Origin of the sequence: Nocardia sp. NPDC047648, from assembly GCF_040642815.1 — a bacterium.
GTDB lineage: Bacteria > Actinomycetota > Actinomycetes > Mycobacteriales > Mycobacteriaceae > Nocardia > Nocardia gamkensis.
On sequence record NZ_JBEYSX010000002.1, the window covers coordinates 703,682 to 718,659 of the forward strand.

Genomic DNA, 14,978 nt, shown 5'->3' on the forward strand with positions numbered 1-14,978 from the left:
TCTCTCCGGATGCCGGGTCGGCCGTCGTTCGCCGCCCGGGCCGCTGGAATCAGGCTGGGCAACACGGATCGTCGGGGCGACGAACCCGCGCAAGCGAGAGCGTGTCGCTGCCCATGTGGCATCGCAGGTGTCCACCGCGCAGTCCGGCGATGTCGCCGACGCGGGGCGCAGATCGAAGTGCGCCACGACGCCGAAGACGGGCGGGTCCCGTTGTGACGCGATACATGGTCTGGTCGGCAAATCCCGCGTGTGCGGGCGCGCGTTCGTCCCGGTCCGCGCGGTTCAGGCTGCGGTTCGTCGGTCACGCTGGAGGACTGCGGCGCGAAACCCTCGGCTGAACACATGTGGAATTATGGGCGGCAATCACCCCGCTACCGAGCCTTATCGGACAAAGCGGGCATTATGGACATCATGATCTTCGCTACCGATCGGCATGCCGCATGCACGTAACCGCACTCGAATGGGCCATCACCGTCGTGGTGATCCTCGGATTGTTCGTCTTCGACTTCTTCGCCCACGTCCGTACGCCGCACGAGCCGTCGTTCCGCGAATCCGGATTCTGGTCCGCGGTCTACATCGGGCTGGCGCTGCTGTTCGGCGGCGTGGTCGCCTGGCAGTGGGGCTCCACCTACGCGGGGGAGTACTACGCGGGCTTCGTCACCGAGAAGGCGCTCTCGGTGGACAACCTGTTCGTGTTCCTGATCATCATGTCCACCTTCGCCGTGCCGCGGATCTACCAGCAGAAGGTTCTGCTGATCGGCATCGTGCTCGCCCTGGCCATGCGCGGTGCGTTCATCGCCGTCGGCGCGGCCGCGATCAGCGCGTTCAGCTGGGTCTTCTACCTGTTCGGACTCTTCCTCGTCTACACGGCGGTCAAGCTGCTGCGCGAAAGCGGCCACGAGGTCGAGGTCGAGGAGAAACGCGACAGCCGGATCGTCGCGCTGGCCAAGCGCGTGCTGCCGACCACCGACGAATACGACGGCGACAAGCTGGTGACCAGGATCGACGGACGCCGGGCGGTCACGCCGCTGTTGCTGGCGTTGCTGGCGATCGGATTCACCGATCTGCTCTTCGCGCTGGACTCGATCCCGGCGATCTACGGCCTGACCGAGCAGCCCTACCTCGTCTTCACCGCGAACGCGTTCGCGCTCATGGGCTTGCGACAGCTGTACTTCCTGATCGGCGGGCTGCTCGACCGGCTGGTCTACCTGTCCTACGGACTGGCCGCGATCCTCGCGTTCATCGGCGTGAAGCTGATGCTGCACGCCCTGCACGAGAACACGCTGCCGTTTGTCAACGGCGGCGAGCACGTCGCGGTCCCGGAGATCTCCACGCCCGTCTCGCTGGGCGTCATCCTGGGGATCCTGGTGGTCGCGACGGTCGCCAGCCTGCTGCGGACGCGCGTGCGCGCCGACCGTTAGCCGGTCAGGAGGCGAAGGCGCCGAAGACCGGAGCCCACTCCACGGCGCGGACGTCGTCGATCAGGTTCTCCCTGGCGAACGGATCCCGGGCGAGCAGGTCCTTCAGTTGCCCCGAGTCCTCCGAGCGGAAGATCAGCAGCGCTCCGGACCCGTCCGGGTACGGACCGCTGCTGAGCAGGGCGCCCGACTCGAGCAGGCCGGCCAGCCAGGCCCGGTGCTCGGGACGGTGCGCGTCCCGGCCCGCGATGGTGGATTCGGAGTAGACGTAGTGGACGGCGTAGATCGGCACGGGTATCGCTTTCCTGTGGGGACGGACTCAGAGCGTCAGCAGCATCCGAGTATTGCCGAGAGTGTTCGGCTTCACATAGCTCAGATCGAGGAACTCGGCCACGCCGGTGTCGTAGGAGCGGCACATCTCGGCGTACACCTCGGCGGTGACCGGGGTGCCGTCGATCTCGACGAAGCCGTGCCTGCCGAAGAACTCCACCTCGAAGGTCAGCACGAACAGCCGCTGCAACTCGAGTTCGCGGGCCACCGCGACCAGTCGCTGCACGATGAGCTTGCCCACACCGGAGCCCTTGACGTCGGGGTGCACCGCGACCGTGCGCACCTCCCCGAGGTCGGCCCACAACACGTGCAGCGCGCCGCAGCCGACCACGCGGCCGTCCAATTCGGCGACCCAGAACTCCTGCACCGCCTCGTAGAGGGTGACCAGGTTCTTCTCCAGCAGGATCCGGCCCGCGTAGACGTCGATGAGGCGCTTGATCTCGGGCACATCGGAGGTTCGCGCGCGTCGGACGACCGGGAGGGAGCTCTGCGCGGCAGAAGCCGCGCCCGGATACGCGTCGCTGGTCGAACCACCTAATGGTCCCCGAGAGGTCATGGGGTGCACAGTAGTCGGCCCGGCTACCGATACTCTGAACGTGTGCCGCGGATCAACTCGTTCAGCTCATCGCGTCGCGCCGGGTGGCGCGCCGTGATGACGAGGCGGCCGTGACCGAGCCTGTCGCCGGTGAGGCGAAGGCATGAGCGTACAACCCGACGAGACGGACCGCCCCTGGAGCGCGCCCGCCCCGCTCCGTCCCGGCTTCGCACCCGCGCAGGCCGAGACCGGGCCGCCGCTGCTGAACATCGCGAACGTGCTCACCATGCTGCGCATCGCGATCGTGCCGCTGTTCGTCGCGGCGCTGTTCGTCGGGGATGGCCACCAGACCGGCTGGCGAATCGCCGCCGCGGCGCTGTTCGGCCTCGCCGCGATCACCGACCGATTCGACGGGCAATTGGCCCGCAAATACGGCCTGGTGACCGATTTCGGCAAACTGGCCGATCCCATCGCGGACAAGGCGCTGATCGGGTCCGCGGTGATCGGGCTGTCCCTGCTCGGTGATCTGGCCTGGTGGATCACCCTGGTGATCTGCGGACGTGAGATCGGCGTCACACTGCTGCGTTTGATCGTGGTGCGGCGCGGCGTGATCCCGGCCGGCCGCGGCGGCAAGCTCAAGACGCTGGTCCAGTCCCTGGCGATCGCCATGGTGCTGTTGCCGCTGTCGGGCTGGTCGGCCGGGATCGGCATGCCGCTGATGTACCTGGCGGTCGCGCTGACCGTCGGCACCGGACTGGACTACGTCGGTCAGGCGGCCCGGGTGTGGTTCGCGGGCGGCCCGGGGCGGACGCGCGGCGTATGAGCGATCCGCTGATCGCCGACGTGCCCGCCATCGATCTCGTGCGTGCGCTGGTGACCGTGCGGCAAACCGTGGCCACCGCCGAATCCCTGACCGCGGGCCTGCTCGCGGCGACCATCGCCGGGGTGCCCGGCGCCAGCGCGGTGCTGCGCGGCGGTCTGGTGGTGTACGCCACGGACCTCAAGCACAGCCTCGCCGGTGTCGACGCGGAGGTCCTCGCGACCGAGGGGCCGGTGGCGGCGAGCACCGCCGAACAGTTGGCCGTCGGCGCCCGCACGCGCTGCGGCGCGGACTGGGGGGTCGGCCTGACCGGCGTCGCGGGCCCCGATTCGCAGGACGGGCATCCGGTCGGCACGGTCTTCCTCGGACTGGCCGGTCCCGGGCATACCGAAGTGATGCGGTTGAAACTCCCCGGCGACCGGTGGACGATCAGAATCGGTGCGACGCGCACGGCGGTGTCGGAATTGCTGCGGTGTGTGCGGGAGGCGGGCTCGGGCCCGGCCGACCGCGTCGGGCGGAGCGGCTGAGGTGTCCTGGACGGGAACCAACCGCCCCGGCTCCGACGTTGTGCCAGAAAGAACGGCATGCGTGGGGTCGAGAATCTGTCGGCCCGGCGACCGGGAGCGAAGGAGAACGAGATGACGCTGCTGCGAGAGGCCATCGGGGACAGTCTGCGGCGTGCGCGTCTCGCCCAGAATCGGACCTTGCGCGAGGTGTCGACCTCGGCGCGGGTCAGCTTGGGCTATCTCTCCGAAGTCGAGCGCGGTCGCAAGGAGGCCTCCAGCGAACTGCTGGCCGCCATCTGCGAAGCGCTGGACGTCCCGCTGTCACGGGTGCTGTGGGATGTGAGCACGCTCATGGCGGGGGCCGACGGACCGGCGGCCGGTGCGCCCGCGGACGACGCGGCGGCCGCGGCCGCCGTCGAGTCGGAGCGGACCGCGGCCGAGCCCGCGGCGCAGGACGAATCCGCGCCCGCTCCGGCGACGGCGAGCATGTCGGCGGCCGACGCGGCCGCGCGGCCGCTGCCGCTGGCGGAGGACACGCGGATCGTCATCCCCGCTCCGCGGTCGGACATGCTGGTCCTGGTGAAGGGCGTGTGACGCACTACGAGACGTGGCCACGGCGGCAACACTGCGGGCCGCCGCGGAAAGCGGATAGATTCTCCCTAGGCGTCGATCGGGCCGGGTTCGCCCGGCCCGGGTGCCGCATGATGGAGGATAGGCACATATCGGGTGCGTGACGGTCGCGCACTGGAGTCGCGCCGGAGCGCGGCATGTCAGATGGAGGCGGGATCAATCGATGGCTAGTCCGTTCGTCAAGGCCTGGAAATACCTGATGGCCCTCTTCGATTCGAAGATCGAGGAGCACGCGGATCCGAAGGTCCAGATTCAGCAGGCTATCGAGGAAGCCCAGCGGCAGCACCAGGCCCTCTCCCAGCAGGCCGCGTCGGTCATCGGCAACCAGCGTCAGCTGGAGATGAAGCTGAACCGGCAACTGGACGAAGTCGAGAAGCTCAACGCCAACGCGCGCCAGGCCGTCCTGCTGGCCGATCAGGCCACGGCGGCGGGCGACACCGAGAAGGCGATCCAGTACACCAACGCCGCCGAGGCGTTCGCCGCGCAGCTGGTCACCGCCGAGCAGTCCGTCGAGGACCTGAAGGTGCTGCACGACCAGTCGCTACAGGCGGCGGCCCAGGCCAAGAAGGCCGTGGAGCAGAACGCGATGCTGCTGCAGCAGAAGGTCGCCGAGCGCACCAAGCTGCTCAGCCAGCTGGAACAGGCGAAGATGCAGGAGCAGGTCTCCGCCTCGCTGCAGCAGATGGATTCGACGCTGTCGGCGCCGGGCAGCACGCCGAGCCTGGACGCGGTCCGCGAGAAGATCGAGCGCCGCTACGCCAACGCGCTGGGTGCCGCCGAACTCGCGCAGAACTCGGTGCAGGGCCGGATGCTCGAGGTGCAGCAGGCCAGCATCCAGATGGCCGGGCACAGCAAGCTGGAGCAGATCCGCGCGTCCATGCGCGGCGACCAGCTGCCGGCCGGTGGCGCCCAGCCCGCCATCAATCCGGCGCAGGCGAATTCGGCACAACCGCAGATGAACAAGGGGCAGGCCGCGCAGCAGTAACCGCCGCGACCGGGCGTTCGGCCAACGCGTGTCGGTGGGGGCTGGTTCACTGGAAGACAAGGCGCGGGGACCCGACCGGCCGGCCGTCGGCCGAGTCGGGTCTCGGCCTGTCCGATGTGTGCAACCGGTGGGAGAGAAGGTATGAGCGGCAGTGTATTTCGCGAGCGGCAGCTCGACGCGCGGCGCCTGCGCGGGTCGGCGATGATCCGGGCACAAGCCGCGCTCGCGCCACAGCCGGGCAGCCTGCCGGACAGTCTTCGCGAAGTCGGTGAGAACGCGCTCGTCGCCGTGCGGCGCTGGGCCGATCCGCGGGAGCGTGAGCTGCGCCGCCGCCGCAGGGCTCGCAGGCGCAGCTTCCAGCTGGGCACCGTGTCCGGCCTCACCACGGCGGGAACCGTTGGCCTCGTGGTCGTTTCCGCGCCGGTGTGGGCCGTGGTCATGGTCGGCGGCGGCGCGGTCGCGCTGGTCACCGGTGCGGCGCTGAGCACGCGCCGCTATCTGCGGCTGCGGGGCGCACCGCTGCCGCAGGCGGCGTTCATTCCGCGCAAGCAGCCTCCGTTGTGGTCGATCGCGCGCCCGTCGATCGCGCGTCTGGTGCGCGCGGAGAAGGCCTTGCACGGGATGGGCGTTCACATCGCTCGCTCGCATCGGCTGCCCACCGACGAACTGGCCGACATGCTCGAGACGGCCGGCTCGGGCGCGGCGGCGCTGCACGCGCTGGCCGCCGACATCACGGCGATGGAACAGGGCCTCGGCGCCATGGGAAGCGCGAATTCGCCCGCGGCGGTGGCACTCACCGAGAACCTGCGGCTGACCGCGGCCAGGCTGGACGCGGGCGTCGCGGAGTACGAGCAGGTCGTCGCCGCGGCGGGCCGGATTCTCGCGGTTCCGGAGAACACCGTGGTGCGCCACCACTTCGACACCATTGTCGCGGATCTGCGCCACGCCTCCGACCGGCTGGACGGGTGGGCCCAGGCCCTCATCGAGGTGGCCGACAAATCGGTGCCCGCGTCGCCGCGGCCACCGATCTGATCGCACCCGTTTCAGTTCTGCCGGTCCCGGCGGCGGAGTTCCTCGGCCCGGGCGCGAAACGCCGCGCCCATCAGTTCCCGGCTCTCGGCCATGAGATCGAGTACCTCCCAGGACGCCTTACGGGCGGCCGATCCGACGATCCCCGCGATCGCCGAACCGTGCCGCCGTGCCGCGGCCGCGAGTTCCTGCGCCAGCTCGTTCGTGTTTTCCATCGAGTCCCGGCCGTTACCCGAGATTCGGTGCATGACTGTGTGCTGATTGGGGTGTCTGCGTCATTCGATCATCCCTTCCCTGTTGTCGCGCAACGCCACTGTGCGTTCGAGATCAGAGTACATCCGTGCACTGAAATGGCGTACTAGCCGGTTTGTGACAGCGCCGACAGCGTCCGCCAACACCTGGGCGCGCGGCCGCGGGCGCAGCGGTAGCCCCGACGCGGCGCCCACGCGGTCGGTAGGCTGCGGCGATGCGGTTTCTCTCGACTCGCGGGCGCGACGGTGGGGTGGTCGGACTGACGAGCAGCCTGGATCGCTGGCTGGTCGGCCGCAGTGCGCGCGTGCGGCCGACCCCGGCGGACCGGGTGCTGAAGGCGTTGAGCACCTCCGCTGACAAGAATCGCTTGTGGATCGCGCTCGGGGCGGTCCTGTTCGTGGCCGGGGATCGCTCGACCCGGCGCGGCGCGGTGCGCGGGCTGCTCGCGCTGAGCATCGCCAGCGGCGTGGCCAACGGCGTGGCCAAGCCGCTGTTTCCGCGCCGCCGTCCGCCGGACGAGTCCGTCCCGTTCGTGCGCAGGCTGGTCACACCGCCGGTCTCGTCGTCGTTCCCGTCCGGGCATTCGGCTTCCGCGGCCGCCTTCGCGACGGGCTTGGCGCTGGAATCTCCCGTGGCGGCCGCCGCGGTGGCCCCGGTCGCCGCCGCAGTCGGCTATTCGCGCGTGCACATCGGCGTGCACTGGCCGTCCGACGTGGTCGCGGGCGCGCTGTTCGGCGGCGCGGTCGCGCTGGGCACCCGGCGGTGGTGGGCGGTGCGCGACGACGGGCCCGCCACCCTGGGGCGGGTCGAGCACGTGGATCCGCTGCCGGGCGGCGCCGGGCTGCTGCTGATCGGCAATCCGCACGCGGGATCGGGCGGCGGCGACGACGCGCTCGCCGCCCTGCGTGACCGGCTGCCCGCCGCCGAGGTGCTCGAGCTCGGCGGCGACGAGGATGTCGAGGCGCGGGCAGGCGAACTGCTGCGGCGCGACGACATCGTCGCGCTCGGCGTCGTGGGCGGAGACGGGACGGTGTCCGCGGTCGCGGAGTACGCGGTGCGCCACCGGTTGCCGCTGGCGGTCTTCGCGGGCGGCACGCTCAACCACTTCGCGAGGGATGCCGGAGTCGAGGACGCCGAAGTGACCCTCGCCGGGCTGGAAACGGGCGAAGCGGTTCGTGTGGACGTGGCCGAGGTGTGCTTCGACGACGCCGAGCGGCGCGTCTTCGTCAACACCGCCAGTCTCGGCGGTTATCCCGACTTCGTGCGCGTCCGCGAGCGCTGGGAGCGCCGGATCGGTAAATGGCCGGCCGCGGGAATGGCCATGGTGCGCGTGTTGTTCCGGGCTCAGCCGCTGCACGTCACCATCGACGGCGCCCGCGCCGCGCTGTGGATGCTGTTCGTCGGCAACGGCACCTACCACCCCGCCGACCAGATCCCGATGTCGCGCCCTGAGCTGCACGGCGGCACCCTCGACGTCCGCTACCTGCGCGCCGACGTCCCCTTCTCGCGGCTGCGGCTGGTCTTCGCGACGTTCACCGGCACGCTGGAGTATTCGCCCACCTACCGGCACCGCCGGGTCTCCCGCGTGGAGGTGCGGGTGGCCGAGCAGCCGGTCTCCTTGGCTACCGACGGCGAGGTGGACCACCGCGGCAAGGACTTCCGGTTCACCAGCGGGCCCTCGGCGCTGATGCTGCTCAAGGGGGCTTCCGCTTCCGATACCGCCCGGCGCGGGCTGCAGTGATCAGCTAGATAGCTGCTTGATTGCTATCTAGCCCTATCGGTCGCGACTGGTCGGCGAATTGCGGCTTTTCCTGTTTGATCGTGCCACGCCGGGGTAGTTGCCACCCTGTAGCTGATCTCTTCCGGCTTCGTCTGGGGCCGGGAACATGCACTACTGGGCAGGAGCACGTCATGCTTGATGTTTCCTACCGTCGATCGCTGCTCGACCAGGACACGCAGCGGCTGGATGTCAGCCGGTATCTGTCGTGTGAGACCGCCGAGGACCCGGTGCGGCTGTCGCGCAGAGCGCAGCGCGTCGCAGGCCCCGACGTCACCGATCGACCCACAAGCGATTGAACCCCTTTTCTCAGCACGTGCGGTGGTCGGCCGCGTTCTGCCGGGCTGCCCGTCGCACGGCCGAACTGCGGAGGAACCCATGACTGAAATGCTGGAAACGCTCATCGGAAGCTCGGTGTACGGTCCCGAAGGCGAGAAGATCGGCAAGGTCAAGCGGGTCTACGTCGACAACAATTCCGGGTCACCCACCTGGATCGCGGTGTCCACCGGCCTGTTCAGTGCCGACGCCCTGGTCCCGCTGGCCGGGGCCGAGCACCGCCCCGAGTCGGCCACGTTGCAGGTGCGGGTCGGCAAGGACGCGGTGAAGGCCTCGCCCCAGCTCGACCACAACGGGCAGATCAGCCCGCAGGCCGAGCAGGAACTGTTCGATCATTACCAGATCGACCCGGAGCAGGCCGCCTGGGACGTCTACGGCAGGCAGCCGGTGCCGCAGCCGCGGCGAGCCCGCCCCGAGATGACTCGCCCGCCGCAGGAGCGCGCCGGACAACCGGGAGACGCCGCCCCGGCCCGGATGCGGACCTATCCGGGAAGCGAGGAGGAGACGCTGCGGATGCCGCCCGCGGGCGAACGGGCTCGTGTGGGACGCGACCCGATGATCGACTCCTACGCCGTCGACACGGCAGATCTCGGTATGCGGGAACCGGACGGCATGGCGCACGACGACCCCCTGACCGGAGACCTCCCGGACGCCGAGCGCCGACGGGGCTGATCTGGCGGGTGGGACCCGGCGCGCCGACCGCGTGGCCGGGTCCCGTTTCCGTTCGCCCGCGCCACAGGCCTGGAGAAAACCCCGATCGGCACGCCACAGGCGAGCGACCCGCGTCCGGAGGAACCCTGATTTCCACCCCCATATCCCGCCTCACCTGGTGATTCACCCTCATTCGGATGCCATGCTCGAAGCGTAAACGGACTTCGGAAGGCATCGAAATGTTGTGGAAGATCATCGGTATCGTCGCGGTCGTCTGGATCGCGCTGGCGGTCATCGGCGCGCTGATCAAGGGCCTGTTCCCCATCTTGGTGATCAGCGCCATCGTGTTCGGGCTGTACCTGCTGTACAAGGCGGTGTCGGGCTCGGACAACTCGACGGTGAGCAAGCTGTAGCGGGAGAGGCGGCGGCGCCTTCGACTCCGCGCCGCCGCGACGCGGGTGTGATCGGCTCGTACGCGGGTGTGGCAGGCTAGGCGAATGCGAGTAGCCGTCGTCGCAGGGCCCGATCCCGGTCACGCGTTCCCCGCTATCGCGTTGTGCCTGCGGTTCTTGGCGGCCGGTGACGAGCCTGTCTTGTTCACCGGTCCGCGCTGGTTCGACGCCGCCCTCGCCGCGGGCATCGGTGTGCGCAGACTCAAGGGCCTGGCGCCCCGGCCGGTGGACGACGACGCCGACGCGGGGCAGCGCATCCACGAGCGGGCCGCGCACATCTCCACCGAGATCCTGCCCGAACTGAGCGCCATGCTGCCCGAACTGGTGATCTCCGACGTGCTGACCGCGGGCGGCGGGATGGCCGCGGAGCGGCTCGGCGTCCCGTGGGTGGAACTGTCCCCGCATCCGCTGTATCTGCCGTCGAAGGGTTTGCCGCCCATCGGAAGCGGGCTCGCCCCCGGCGCGGGTCTGCGCGGGCGGATGCGCGACGGTGTACTGCGCGGCATGACCGCGCGTGCCCTCCGGAACGGGCTCCGCCAGCGCGAGCGGGCCCGCGAGAGCGTCGGTCTCCCGGCCGCCGACCCCGGTCCCGCTGCTCGCCTGATCGCCACCCTGCCCGCACTCGAGGTGCCGCGCCCCGACTGGCCGGAATCCACCCACGTGATCGGCCCGCTGCTGTGGGAGCCCACCGACACGATTCTGGACCTTCCGCCCGGTGACGGACCGCTGGTCATGGTCGCCCCATCGACCGCGCACACCGGCGTGGCGGGCATGGCGGAGACCGTGCTCGAGGCTCTGGAGGGAACCGGTGTCCGCGTGGCGATTTCGATGCTGGACGCGCCGCCCGCCGACCTGCCGTCGTGGGCCACGGCGGGGCTGGGGCGGCAAGACGAACTGCTGACCCACGCGTCCGTCGTCGTGGGCGGCGGCGGTCACGGCCTGCTCGCCAAGACACTGTCCGCGGGTGTCCCGATCGTCACCGTTCCCGGCGGCGGCGACCAGTGGGAGCTGGCCAATCGGGCTGCGCGGCAGGGCAGTTCGATCGTCGTCCGGCCGCTGTCGTCCGATGCCGTCCGCGCCGCGGTTCAGGAAGTCCTCGCCGACCCCGGCTACACCGCGGCGGCCCGGCAAGCCGCGGCCACGACCGAGTTCCCGGATCCCGTCGGCCTGTGCCACCAGGTCCGCCACGCCGTGCACTACTGATCGACGCGGGTGCCGGGTGTGCCACTGACCTGGCGACGCGCGGAATGGGAGTAAGTTCGGGACGGTGCGGTTGACCGAGTTCCAGGAACTGTTGCACACCGAGTTCGGTGTGGCCCGGGGCGACGCCCTGCTGGCCGACCATGTGATCCCCAAGCTGGGCGGGCGCACCGGCGCCGACGCCATCGAGGCGGGGATCGACCCCCGCGACGTATGGCGCGCCCTGTGCGCCGAATTCGACGTGCCAAGGGCGCGCTGGTGAGCGCCCCGGGGCAGGTGGAGCGGGACGAGCCGCTGTACCGGTTCGACGAGCGGCAGCGGATGATCCCGCACGACCCGCAGCGCCTGGCCGCCCGGGTGGCGCAGGCCCGCCCCGACGACTTCGCCGGCTACCGGCAGACCGGCATCGAGCTGATGTTGCTCGGCCGCTACGACGAGGCGCTCGATCACCTCGATCGCGCGCTGGAACTGGTGGACACCGAGCGGCGCAGGATCAGTGTCTGGATCAACCTGGGTGACGTCTACCGCTACCGCGGCGACGTCGGCACCGCCGAGACGTTGTACCGCCGCGCCGTGGCGCACGCGCGAGCGGCCGCTCCGGAAGTGCTCTCCTTCGCCGTGCAGCACTTGGGCAAGGCGCTCGCCGAGCGCAATCACCTGACCGAGGCGCGCGCGCTGCTGACCGAGGCGATGCGGCTGCGCGTCGCCGAAGGCGATCCCGAGGAGATCGAGGCCACCCGCGCCGCGCTGGACACGCTGGGCGAGCTGCCGATCCCGTTGCCGCCCACCGTCGCGGCGCTGTTCGGCGAGGCGTCGAGCTGGTCGGACGAACACGAGGGCCTCAGCGGTGGGGTGGTGTCGGTCGACGGCGCCTACTGGCTCAAACGCGGACCGAAGGCGGTCGCCGAGTACGAGCGGCTCACCTGGTTGCGCGAGCACGGGATCGCCGTACCGGAGGTCGCGGCGTTCGAAGACGACGTCCTGGTGCTCACGGACGCGGGCGCGCCCAGCCTGGCGGCGCGAGCGAACTCCGGCAGCACGCCCGCGGCGCCGATCGGCGCCGTGCTGGGCGGGCTACTGCGACGGCTGCACAGCATTCCGGTGACCGAGTGCCCGTTCGACGGCCGCCTCGACGTCGTTCTGGCACAGGCGCGCCGCAACGTCGTCGAAGGGCTCGTGGACGCGGAGGATTTCGACGAGGACAACCGCGGAATCACCCCGGCGGACGTGCTCACCCGGTTGCTCCGGCAGCGGCCGACGGGGGAGGACCTGGTGGTGGCGCACGGTGATTTCACCCCGCCGAACATGCTGGAGAACGAGATCCTGCTCGACGTGGGCGCACTCGGCGTGGCCGACCGTTACCGCGATCTGGCACTGGCCGTCCGCGATCTGCGCGCGGACTTCGGCGACGCGGAAGTGACGGCCTTCTTCGCGGCCTACGGGTTGGCCGAGCCGGACGAGAGCCGCTTGGGGTACTACCGCCTGCTCGACGAATTGTTCTGAGCTTCACCCTTTGCGCGCGTAGTGGCGAGCCGCTTTGGTGCGGTTGCCGCAGGTGGCCATGGAGTGCCAGCGGCGGGTTCCGTTCTTCGAGGTGTCGTAGAAGAACAGCACGCACTCCGGGTGCGCGCACTGACGGATCCGGTCGGGCGCGGCGCGCAGCAGTTCCAGCAGGTTGTCGGCGGCCAGCCAGGCGGGCAGCCAGGCTTGTTCCGGCACGTCCGCCAGGTCGGCGGGTCCGGTCTCGGTGAGTGCGCGGCGGATGCGGCCGTGTGCCAGCACGTCGTTGAGCCCCGCGGGGGAGGCGTGCACCACCACGTCGTAGATGGCTGTGCGCGCGGCCAGTACGGCGTGCAAGGTGGCCTCGTCGGCGGTCGCGCGATCGGTGAGGCCGGCGGTCGTCAGCCAAGTGCGTAGGCCGGCGACCTCGGTGAGCAGGTCCTGTGGTTCGTGCTCGATCCATCTCGTGTTCAGCAGATCGAGCGCCAGGGGTTCACCGAGGTGGGGGCGTGGATCGGGCATGCCCGAGGGTATCGAGTGCGCGTCGCGGTCCAAGGCGGCCACCTCCTGTCTAACTGGTCAAACCATTTTCAGTGGTTGACGCAAGTGGTGTCGGGCAGTATGTTCTAACTGTCAAAACCGTAATGAGCAGTTAATCATTCCGAGGAGGAACTTATGACCGCGGTCGCCGCACCTCAGCTCGCCACCGGGCACATCGGCCTGAACGTTTCCGATCTGGATCGTTCGGTGGACTTCTATCGCCGGGCCCTCGGCTTCGAGCAGCTCGCCGCGAGCGCCGACGACCAGCGTCGCTGGGCCTTCCTCGGGGCGGACGGCAAGCTGGTCGTCACGCTGTGGGAACAGAGCGATGGCGCTTTCTCCACCGAAACGCCCGGCCTGCATCACCTTTCCTTCCAGGTCGACAGCATCGACCAAGTGCGCGCGGTGGAGCGGGTGTTGCGTGAGCTGTCGGTGGCCTTCGCGCACGACGGGGTGGTGGCGCACGGCGAGGGCGTCGCCTCGGGCGGGATTTTCTTCACCGATCCCGACGGCATTCGCCTGGAGGTCTACGCGCCCAGCGGCGCGGAATCCGCGCCCGCGCCCAGCGGCGCCGCCCCGACCTGCGGCTTCTTCTGATCCGGTCGTCCGCGTAGCGAAGGGAGCATCGTGGCTGAGCCGTTTCATCGCGGAGAGGTCGCCGTCCAGCGCCGGATGGCTCAGGCGGACATCGCCGAACGGGTCGGCCGCATGATCCGTCCCGATATCCCCGCGGTTGCCGCGGGATTCCTGGCCGAACAGCGGATGGTCGTGCTCGCCGCCGCCGACACGGCGGGCAGGCTGTGGGCGAGCGAGCTGGTCGGGCAGCCGGGTTTCGTCCGGGCGGTGGACGACCGGACGATATCGGTCGGCGTCCGGCCCGCGGCCACCGATCCGTTGCACGAAGCGTTGACTCATCGCTGTGGCGTCGGCATGATCGCCCTGCAACCGCAGCGGCGCAGGCGGATGCGGGTCAACGGCAGATCGACGCCGGAGGGCGCGGGCCTGCGCATCGTCACCGACCAGGTGTACTCGAACTGTCCCAAGTACATCTCCCGGCGTGAGGTCGAGAGCTATACGCCCGCTGCCGAGGCGCTGGCGGTGCGTCACAGTGCCGAACTCGATGCCGACCAACGGGCCGCGATAGCGGTGGCCGACACGTTCTTCGTCGCGACCGCGGACACCGACGGCAACGCCGACGCCTCGCATCGTGGCGGGAATCCGGGTTTCCTCCAAGTGCTTTCGCCCACGCGGCTGCGCTGGCCGGATTACCGGGGCAATTCGATGTTCATGACGCTCGGCAACATCGAGGTCAACCCCCGGTGCGGGATCCTGATCCCCGATTGGTCCACGGGCGCCACATTGCAACTCACCGGCACCGCCGAGTTGATCTGGTCCTCCGAGACTTTCGCGGCAGGCGCACAGTGCTCCCTCGACTTCACCGTCGAGGAGGTACTCGAGCGGCCCGGGGGAGCACTGCGGTGGGGACCTGCCGAACTGTCGCCCGTCAACCCCTGAACCTCATGAGAAAGGAGCCGTCCCATGCGACCTCCCCTGCCACCGTTCGACGCGGAATCAGCGAAAGCCAAAGTGCGGGCCGCCGAGAACGCCTGGAACACCCGTGATCCGGAGCGGGTCGCCGCCGCTTACACCGAGGACTCGGTGTGGCGCAATCGTGCGGAATTCTTCACCGGCCGCGCCGCCATCGTGGAGTTCCTCACCAGGAAGTGGTCCATCGAGAACGGCTACGCGCTGCGCAAGGATCTGTGGGCCTTCGAAGGCAACCGCATCGCGGTGCGCTTCCAGTACGAATGGCACGACGAGTCCGGCCGGTGGTTCCGCAGCTACGGTAACGAGCAGTGGGAGTTCGCGCCGGACGGGCTGATGTCCCGGCGGGAGGCCAGCATCAACGACGTCCGCATCGAGGAATCCGAGCGGCGCATCTTCGGGCCGCGCGATCCGGGCGACGAGACGGTGCTGCCCCAGCACTGAGGAAGCCCTCCGGACCACGCGGGCACAG

At 69.7% G+C, this 14,978-nt stretch carries 20 protein-coding genes; 16 read left to right on the plus strand and 4 right to left on the minus strand.

Features of this window, described 5'->3' with window-relative positions; genetic code table 11:
- Positions 1–440 precede the first annotated feature (440 nt).
- Positions 441–1,421 carry a TerC family protein gene (locus ABZ803_RS07680; RefSeq protein ID WP_357034044.1) on the plus strand — a complete coding sequence of 327 codons (981 nt, stop codon included), beginning with the start codon at positions 441–443 and terminating at the stop codon, positions 1,419–1,421.
- A gap of 4 nt (positions 1,422–1,425) precedes the next feature.
- Here the strand turns inward: ABZ803_RS07680 and ABZ803_RS07685 are convergent, their stop codons facing one another.
- Together ABZ803_RS07685 and ABZ803_RS07690 are read right to left on the minus strand one after the other, a co-directional pair.
- Positions 1,426–1,710: a YciI family protein gene (locus ABZ803_RS07685; RefSeq protein ID WP_357034046.1), complete on the minus strand. Its 285-nt coding sequence runs from the start codon at positions 1,708–1,710 to the stop codon at positions 1,426–1,428.
- 27 nt (positions 1,711–1,737) lie between these two features.
- A complete protein-coding gene (locus ABZ803_RS07690; protein WP_040867957.1) occupies positions 1,738–2,304 on the minus strand; it encodes an amino-acid N-acetyltransferase in 567 nt (188 codons plus the stop codon).
- A 142-nt stretch (positions 2,305–2,446) separates the two neighbouring features.
- On the opposite strand from ABZ803_RS07690, the gene pgsA reads away from it, so the two are divergent.
- From pgsA to ABZ803_RS07715, 5 genes are all read left to right on the plus strand, one after another.
- Complete coding sequence (gene pgsA, locus ABZ803_RS07695) at positions 2,447–3,106, plus strand: CDP-diacylglycerol--glycerol-3-phosphate 3-phosphatidyltransferase (RefSeq protein WP_357034048.1); 660 nt, start codon at positions 2,447–2,449, stop codon at positions 3,104–3,106.
- Positions 3,103–3,630, plus strand: a complete 528-nt coding sequence (locus tag ABZ803_RS07700) for a nicotinamide-nucleotide amidohydrolase family protein (RefSeq protein ID WP_062974110.1) — start codon at positions 3,103–3,105, stop codon at positions 3,628–3,630. The genes pgsA and ABZ803_RS07700 overlap by 4 nt, the downstream gene beginning before the upstream one ends.
- A gap of 111 nt (positions 3,631–3,741) precedes the next feature.
- Complete coding sequence (locus tag ABZ803_RS07705; RefSeq protein ID WP_357034050.1) at positions 3,742–4,203, plus strand: helix-turn-helix transcriptional regulator; 462 nt, start codon at positions 3,742–3,744, stop codon at positions 4,201–4,203.
- A gap of 199 nt (positions 4,204–4,402) precedes the next feature.
- On the plus strand, positions 4,403–5,224 hold the full coding sequence (gene pspA / locus ABZ803_RS07710; protein WP_062974061.1) for a phage shock protein PspA: 822 nt from the start codon (positions 4,403–4,405) through the stop codon (positions 5,222–5,224).
- A 141-nt stretch (positions 5,225–5,365) separates the two neighbouring features.
- Complete coding sequence (locus tag ABZ803_RS07715) at positions 5,366–6,256, plus strand: hypothetical protein (RefSeq protein ID WP_357034052.1); 891 nt, start codon at positions 5,366–5,368, stop codon at positions 6,254–6,256.
- 11 nt (positions 6,257–6,267) lie between these two features.
- Here the strand turns inward: ABZ803_RS07715 and ABZ803_RS07720 are convergent, their stop codons facing one another.
- Positions 6,268–6,468 (minus strand): hypothetical protein, encoded by a 201-nt coding sequence (locus tag ABZ803_RS07720; protein ID WP_062974059.1) that lies wholly within the window; start codon positions 6,466–6,468, stop codon positions 6,268–6,270.
- A 251-nt stretch (positions 6,469–6,719) separates the two neighbouring features.
- Between ABZ803_RS07720 and ABZ803_RS07725 the strand changes: the two genes are divergently transcribed.
- The 7 genes from ABZ803_RS07725 (at position 6,720) to ABZ803_RS07755 (ending at position 12,424) form a co-directional block, all read left to right on the plus strand.
- A complete protein-coding gene (locus ABZ803_RS07725; RefSeq protein WP_357034054.1) occupies positions 6,720–8,246 on the plus strand; it encodes a phosphatase PAP2 family protein in 1,527 nt (508 codons plus the stop codon).
- Positions 8,247–8,416: 170 nt separating this feature from the next.
- Positions 8,417–8,581, plus strand: coding sequence for a hypothetical protein (locus tag ABZ803_RS07730; protein WP_357034056.1), 165 nt, complete (start codon positions 8,417–8,419; stop codon positions 8,579–8,581).
- A 79-nt stretch (positions 8,582–8,660) separates the two neighbouring features.
- Positions 8,661–9,290 (plus strand): PRC-barrel domain-containing protein, encoded by a 630-nt coding sequence (locus tag ABZ803_RS07735; protein WP_357034058.1) that lies wholly within the window; start codon positions 8,661–8,663, stop codon positions 9,288–9,290.
- Positions 9,291–9,508: 218 nt separating this feature from the next.
- Positions 9,509–9,682, plus strand: a complete 174-nt coding sequence (locus ABZ803_RS07740; protein WP_039799283.1) for a hypothetical protein — start codon at positions 9,509–9,511, stop codon at positions 9,680–9,682.
- An 84-nt stretch (positions 9,683–9,766) separates the two neighbouring features.
- Positions 9,767–10,924 carry a nucleotide disphospho-sugar-binding domain-containing protein gene (locus ABZ803_RS07745; protein WP_357034060.1) on the plus strand — a complete coding sequence of 386 codons (1,158 nt, stop codon included), beginning with the start codon at positions 9,767–9,769 and terminating at the stop codon, positions 10,922–10,924.
- A gap of 64 nt (positions 10,925–10,988) precedes the next feature.
- On the plus strand, positions 10,989–11,183 hold the full coding sequence (locus tag ABZ803_RS07750) for a DUF3046 domain-containing protein (protein ID WP_357034062.1): 195 nt from the start codon (positions 10,989–10,991) through the stop codon (positions 11,181–11,183).
- The gene (locus ABZ803_RS07755; RefSeq protein WP_357034064.1) at positions 11,180–12,424 is read left to right on the plus strand and encodes a phosphotransferase; all 1,245 of its coding nucleotides are present in this window, start codon (positions 11,180–11,182) and stop codon (positions 12,422–12,424) included. The genes ABZ803_RS07750 and ABZ803_RS07755 overlap by 4 nt, the downstream gene beginning before the upstream one ends.
- A 3-nt stretch (positions 12,425–12,427) precedes the next feature.
- Here the strand turns inward: ABZ803_RS07755 and ABZ803_RS07760 are convergent, their stop codons facing one another.
- Positions 12,428–12,943 carry a CGNR zinc finger domain-containing protein gene (locus ABZ803_RS07760; RefSeq protein WP_357034066.1) on the minus strand — a complete coding sequence of 172 codons (516 nt, stop codon included), beginning with the start codon at positions 12,941–12,943 and terminating at the stop codon, positions 12,428–12,430.
- A 153-nt stretch (positions 12,944–13,096) separates the two neighbouring features.
- Between ABZ803_RS07760 and ABZ803_RS07765 the strand changes: the two genes are divergently transcribed.
- The 3 genes from ABZ803_RS07765 to ABZ803_RS07775 all read left to right on the plus strand — a co-directional run bounded on the left by ABZ803_RS07765 (position 13,097) and on the right by ABZ803_RS07775 (position 14,950).
- On the plus strand, positions 13,097–13,558 hold the full coding sequence (locus tag ABZ803_RS07765; protein ID WP_062974049.1) for a VOC family protein: 462 nt from the start codon (positions 13,097–13,099) through the stop codon (positions 13,556–13,558).
- Positions 13,559–13,633: 75 nt separating this feature from the next.
- Complete coding sequence (locus tag ABZ803_RS07770) at positions 13,634–14,476, plus strand: pyridoxamine 5'-phosphate oxidase family protein (RefSeq protein ID WP_357034365.1); 843 nt, start codon at positions 13,634–13,636, stop codon at positions 14,474–14,476.
- A gap of 24 nt (positions 14,477–14,500) precedes the next feature.
- Positions 14,501–14,950, plus strand: coding sequence for a nuclear transport factor 2 family protein (locus ABZ803_RS07775; protein WP_357034068.1), 450 nt, complete (start codon positions 14,501–14,503; stop codon positions 14,948–14,950).
- The last annotated feature ends 28 nt before the right edge of the window (positions 14,951–14,978 follow it).